A 6,062-nucleotide genomic window follows, 5' to 3' on the forward strand; every position below is an offset into this window, starting at 1 on the left:
TAAGAAACTAATTTATTATTACAATTACCACCAATAAAGCCAACCAACCTCACGTTTTCGCCAAAACAGTGATAATGGTAGCACTTTTTTTTGGTTTCGCCAGAAGTTAATCGAGGATCTAGGCCCAGAATAAGCTCTACAGACTTCAAACAATTGCCATCGATTTGTTACATCATCGCTTGAGCAATGATAGCATTACCTCAATGAGGCTATCTGATGGATCTACTACAATGTCTGAAAATATAATTCGTATCGCAACACGTAAAAGTCCACTGGCAATGTGGCAAGCTGAATTTGTCAAAGCTGAACTTGAACGCATTCACACTGGATTAACCGTTGAACTATTGCCGATGAGCACCAAAGGTGATGTCATTTTAGATACTCCGTTGGCTAAAATCGGTGGCAAAGGACTGTTTGTTAAAGAGCTTGAAGTTGCCATGCTTGAGAATCGTGCCGATATTGCAGTGCATTCAATGAAAGACTTGCCGGTAGACTTTCCAGAAGGGTTAGGGCTTCAAGTTATTTGCGAACGTGAAGATCCACGCGATGCTTTTGTATCAAATAATTATAAATCTATCAGCGAATTGCCTCAGGGCGCGGTGGTAGGCACATCAAGTTTACGCCGACAGTGCCAAATTAGAGCCGCTCGCCCTGATTTAGTGATCAAAGATTTACGCGGTAATGTTGGCACCCGTTTAGCCAAGCTCGACAGCGGTGATTACGCAGCCATTATCTTGGCAGCTGCAGGATTAATACGCTTAAAATTGAATGACCGTATTGCAGGTTTTATCTCTGCCGAAGAGTCACTTCCAGCTAATGGCCAAGGTGCGGTGGGTATTGAGTGCCGTACCGATGATGAGCGCGTTAAGGCATTATTAGCGCCACTTGAACATTTAGAAACCCGTTATAGAGTGCTTGCTGAAAGAGCAATGAATTCCCGTTTAGAAGGCGGATGCCAAGTCCCTATTGGTGCTTTTGCTGAAATTAACGGTGATACCTTAACCTTACGAGGTTTAGTCGGTAATCCTGATGGTAGCCAAATAGTCCATGGCACAGTATCGGGCGCTAAGCAGGATGGTATAGCGCTTGGTAAATCTCTTGCGGAAGATTTAATCAGTCGCGGCGCTAAAACTATTTTAGATGCTGTGTATGCCCGTTAATATTTTGTCATCAAGATAACAGACGATGAAAGTCTTGTTAACGCGCCCACTCGGGCGCAATCAAGCAATGGAGGAGCAACTCTCACGTCGAGATGTTGCTTATCTTGTTACTCCACTTTTAGCGATCATTGATACAAACGAATCGATTACTAACGCCGTACTAGACCAAACTGATAATTTATTATTTATTAGTACCAATGCCGTCGATTTTGCGGCAAAAAAACTCCACAACAATTTCCCCTCATATTGCCGTTATTTTGCTGTCGGTCAAGCAACGGCAGATAGCCTAGCCCAATATAATATCCATGCCGTTAGCTCGCCAGAAGACAGTCAAGATAGCGAAGGCTTATTGTCACTGCCCCAATTACAGCATGTCGAAAAACAATCATTTATTATTGTTCGAGGCTTAGGCGGACGAGAAACACTCGCTGAACAGTTACAACTACGTGGCGCCAATGTGAGCTACTGGCAGGTCTACCAACGCGCGCTACCAAAACTTGACGGCAAAGAGATAACTCAACACTGGAAATCGTTTGGGATAGATACCATTGTGATTACCAGTGGTGAAACATTATCCAATTTAATCGAGCTTGTACCAAAAGAATTATTTGCATGGTTACGTGCATGTCATATCATAGTCCCCAGTAATCGCGTCGAGTTACAAGCTAAAGCAATGGGATTGAGCCATATTACCAATGCAAATGGAGCCAATACTCAAGCTATACTAACGAGTCTTGCTTTATAATTTGTTATTGTATTGTTATGTTGCATCGACACGCATTTATTAATATTGCTTTTATTGGTTGTATTTTTGCTTTCAAGGACTGTTCATGGAAAACAATAAAAAAGATCCAAACTCGCCAGCACACAAGGATGAGAACGTTATGTCTCCTGCGCCAAGTCCAACGGACAATCCGGCACAGGCCAAAAAAGGCAATGCGACCAGCCAGCAGTCTGCTGACAAAACCAATAATAATCAGTCCAATCCCTCTGCAAAATCCTCTGTGAATTCTCCTGTAAATTCTCCTGTAAATAAGAGCCGACGCAAAGCTAAACCTAGCTCTTGGTGGATCCGCCTTGGAGTCTTGTTCAGTTTAATCGTGGCAATTATTGCTATCGCAGCTTGTTATTGGCTCTATTTGCAGCTTGATCAACAAGGCAATGACCAAGCTCAGTTGGAACAAAGTCTCACTGAGCAAGTAACACAAAATAAATCGTTAAAAGATGAATTACAACAAACGACAATGGCAACCAATAAGCGCATTGGTACACTAGATCAACAACAGTCAAACGATACCAAAGCTTATGCGAAGTTGGCCGATCTGCAGCAATCAACTAAACAATTGCAAGAACGCGTCGCCATTATTGCCCAGCGCAGTCCTAACCATTGGATGGCATCAGAAGCGGAATACCTAGTGCGCATGGCGGGCCGAAAGCTGTGGTTAGAAAATGATCCACAAACTGCAATTGGTTTATTACAGTCAGCAGATGAGCGCATCAGCGCCATGAAAGATCCTGCATTAACATCTCTGCGTAAGGCCTTAGCTGATGACATCACCAACGTTAAAGCATTAAAAACCACAGACGTAACCAATACTATTTTTGACCTAGATATCCTTATCGATGGCTTAACACAATTAACGTTAAATCGTGTTGATGAAAATTTTGCTGCAACCAAAAATACCCCTCCAGTAACGGACTCAATTGACGACTGGCAACAGAACCTGGCCCGTACTTGGCATGATTTAACTGATGGCTTCATCACTATCCGTAAACGTACTACTGATTTAGAACCGCTATTGTCACCGGATCAACAGTGGTATTTGGTCGAAAACATTCGCAACAAATTACTGCAAGCACAATTAGCATTGTACCGTTTTGATCAAGTGAATTATCAACAGTCTATTTCTTTAGCAGACAAGTGGTTACAACAGTACTTTGATTTAAGGGATCCAAAGACCAAAGCAACGATTAAGTCTTTAGATAAACTTGCCAAGGTTAAGATTGACAAAATTACACTCAATAAATTTCAAGCATCGCCACTACTGCAGCAACTCGTTATCTATGGTGAGATTATGCCTACTGAGGAGCCTGCACAATGATTAAGACGCTAGTTTATGTGGTGCTCATTTTAATTGGACTGTGTCTCAGTCCACTTATTGTTGGGCAAAGTGGTTACGTGTATATCGCGATTGGCGACTACCAAGTCGAAACCAGTTTAGTAGTAGGAGTGATTGGATTAATTGTATTTTATTTTGCGCTGCAATTACTCGAGTGGTTAATCGTCCTTCTATTAAATATCGTACTAAGCAGCCGATATCTTCCAGAAGAATGGCGAAGAAAAGCGGCTAAAAAACATACTTTAATCGGCGCTTTAGCACTGGCAGAAGAAGATTGGCCAGCGGCAGAACGAGCCATGGCTAAAGGTGCTGAAAAAGGTGAAATTCCAGTATTAAACTTATTTGCAGCGGCCAGAGCAGCACACTATCAAGGTGATATCACCGCGCGGGATCATTATTTAACTCAAGCAGAGGTCCACCCTATCGCAAAAACGGCGGTATATACTTCGCGTACTCGTTATTTAATCAAGCAGGGTGAATTCGTTAAAGCCCGTGCAATACTAGATACACTCAGCCCCACAAGTAAAAGCAGTGCCCCAGTGTTGAAACTGGCTCAAGAATTATATCTACAGCAACAGGATTGGCAGGCATTAAAGTTGCTGTTACCTATTTTGAAAAAGCGCCAATTGTTAGCTGAAACGGAGTGGAGTCAATTAAACACTAAAACGAACAATATTTTAATGTTGAATGCAGCAAAAACCTCTGAAGCAGAGTTGAATAAATGTTGGCATTGGTTAAATAAGTCAGAACGTAAACAAGATGAATTAATATTAGCTTATGCTCATGGCCTTATTCAGTATGGTCACAAAGAACAAGCGATAAAGTTAATTCATAAACAAGTTAACGCTTCGCCATCGGCGGCTTTATTTTCGGCAATACCAGATTTAATTAGTGCACAAGATCAAGATATACGTAAATTACTCGGCCGATTAGAAACCTCTCATGAAAATGATGCTGACTATCAAATGTGCCTAGCAAAACTTGCCATTCAAAGCCGTGACACTAAACAAGCCAAAATTCATTGGCAAAACGTATGTCGCATAGCACCCACTCATCAATCATGGCTCGCGTTGGCGCAAGCACAAGAACAGTTGGGTGAAAACTCTACTGCGGCCCATAGCTATCGCAACGCGGCTAATATCATGTAAACAGTGATTTTATTATTTGGTACACACTTAAAGCCTGCAATTTGCAGGCTTTTTTTGTTAAATTTGTTAACTTTTTGTTTGTTGGGCCGATATAAAGACAGAAGAGTTAATCCAAAATAGTGAACTTTTCATGACTTAAAACGTATAAAATTGTTAGAATAATCATTATAATGATCTTTTTTATATATTAAATTCAACAGTTTAGTTAACAATCTATTAAACGTCAAAAAATTGACTATCTTAGCAACCAATGATATTATTATTAGTAGATTGTTTCTAAATTTATTTTAATGCTAATACTGATAGGTTAATACGCAGATTCTTGCATATTAACCTATTATATTTTAAGTTTATCAAAGCTGTTGGGAGCTTCAAATGGGATCGATGACTACATCAAAGAATGGAATACTTTCTGCTTCAGAAGGTTCGGTGACAATAACTATTAACAATGAAACCAAGGAACTACAACTTGGTCAGACAGCTCCGGCAGGCGCAATAGTCGCTAGCAGTGATGAGCTTGGTTTTGTTATAACTTTTGATGACGGTACTATTTTTAATAGTGCTAATACTCCTAATGATGAATCACTCATAACACCAGCTGATACCAATGATGATGCCATTGTTGGACAAGCAGCAGATCAACAATCTTTAGATGAAATAGAAGCCTTACAGGCATTGATTGCATCTGGCGAAGACCCAACTGAAGATTTACCAGAAACTGCCGCTGGCACCCCAACTGCCAACCAAGGTGATTCTGGTTATGTTGCTGTAACACGAGATGGTGACGAGACAATTGCAAATGCAGGCTACGACACGACAGGACAAACTGCTGCCCCAACAGCAGTGACTCAAGAAGAAATTCTTATCGAAAATGATTCCCCATCGATTTTATTAAATGACGTCATTACAGTTAACGAAGATCAAGTTGCTTCTGGCAATGTACTCGATAACGACAGCGATGTTGATTCAGATTTAAGCGTAGTCAGTTTTGAAGTAGATGGTCAAACCTATCCTGCAGGTACAGAAATCGAGCTTGAAGGTGGCGTGCTCGTTATCAATCCTGATGGTTCTTTTACTTTTGCTCCTAATGAAGATTGGAATGGTCAAGTTCCGGTTATTACCTATACCACCAATACTGGCATTACCGCGACACTAACGATTGAAGTTACGCCTGTTGATGATGCGTCTGTACTTGTTAATGACAGCAATAGCGTTGCAGAAGATACTGCCGCCACCGGAAACGTATTAGATAACGACAGCGATGTTGATTCAGATTTAAGCGTAGTGAGCTTTGAAGTTGACGGCCAGACTTATTCTGCCGGTACCGAAGTGACTCTGGATGACGGTGTTTTAGTTCTTAACGCTGATGGCTCGTACACGTTCACGCCAAATGAAAATTGGAATGGCCAAGTCCCTGTCATCACCTATACCACCAATACTGGTGTTACCGCGACACTAACGATTGAAGTTACGCCTGTTGATGATGCGTCTGTACTTGTTAATGACAGCAATAGCGTTGCAGAAGATACTGCCGCCACCGGAAACGTATTAGATAACGACAGCGATGTTGATTCAGATTTAAGCGTAGTGAGCTTTGAAGTTGACGGCCAGACTTATTCTGCCGGTACCGAAGT

At 41.4% G+C, this 6,062-nt stretch carries 5 protein-coding genes; all 5 read left to right on the forward strand.

Annotated elements, in window-relative coordinates; translation table 11 throughout:
- The first annotated feature begins 230 nt into the window (after positions 1-230).
- Positions 231-1,160 carry a hydroxymethylbilane synthase gene (gene hemC / locus AAEY93_RS16160; protein ID WP_101032985.1) on the forward strand — a complete coding sequence of 310 codons (930 nt, stop codon included), beginning with the start codon at positions 231-233 and terminating at the stop codon, positions 1,158-1,160.
- Positions 1,161-1,185: 25 nt separating this feature from the next.
- Entirely contained in the window at positions 1,186-1,905 is a 720-nt protein-coding gene (locus tag AAEY93_RS16165; RefSeq protein ID WP_101032986.1) for a uroporphyrinogen-III synthase, read from the forward strand.
- Between the two features lie 85 nt (positions 1,906-1,990).
- Positions 1,991-3,262, forward strand: coding sequence for a uroporphyrinogen-III C-methyltransferase (locus AAEY93_RS16170; protein ID WP_124014049.1), 1,272 nt, complete (start codon positions 1,991-1,993; stop codon positions 3,260-3,262).
- Positions 3,259-4,428 carry a heme biosynthesis HemY N-terminal domain-containing protein gene (locus tag AAEY93_RS16175; RefSeq protein WP_101032988.1) on the forward strand — a complete coding sequence of 390 codons (1,170 nt, stop codon included), beginning with the start codon at positions 3,259-3,261 and terminating at the stop codon, positions 4,426-4,428. Before AAEY93_RS16170 ends, AAEY93_RS16175 begins: the two co-directional genes overlap by 4 nt.
- A gap of 375 nt (positions 4,429-4,803) precedes the next feature.
- Positions 4,804-6,062, forward strand: a 1,259-nt coding sequence (locus tag AAEY93_RS16180) for a retention module-containing protein (RefSeq protein WP_351078324.1), incomplete at its 3' end; no start/stop codon positions are given.

The organism is Shewanella sp. CAL98-MNA-CIBAN-0140, assembly GCF_040309905.1.
Classification (GTDB): domain Bacteria; phylum Pseudomonadota; class Gammaproteobacteria; order Enterobacterales; family Shewanellaceae; genus Shewanella; species Shewanella psychromarinicola.

What these genes read in the sequence shown, in the direction of transcription:
- AAEY93_RS16175 (WP_101032988.1), top strand. Translation starts at nt 3,259, where the DNA reads ATGATTAAGACGCTAGTTTATGTGGTGCTCATTTTAATTGGACTGTGT.
- hemC (WP_101032985.1), top strand. Translation starts at nt 231, where the DNA reads ATGTCTGAAAATATAATTCGTATCGCAACACGTAAAAGTCCACTGGCA.
- AAEY93_RS16170 (WP_124014049.1), top strand. Translation starts at nt 1,991, where the DNA reads ATGGAAAACAATAAAAAAGATCCAAACTCGCCAGCACACAAGGATGAG.
- AAEY93_RS16165 (WP_101032986.1), top strand. Translation starts at nt 1,186, where the DNA reads ATGAAAGTCTTGTTAACGCGCCCACTCGGGCGCAATCAAGCAATGGAG.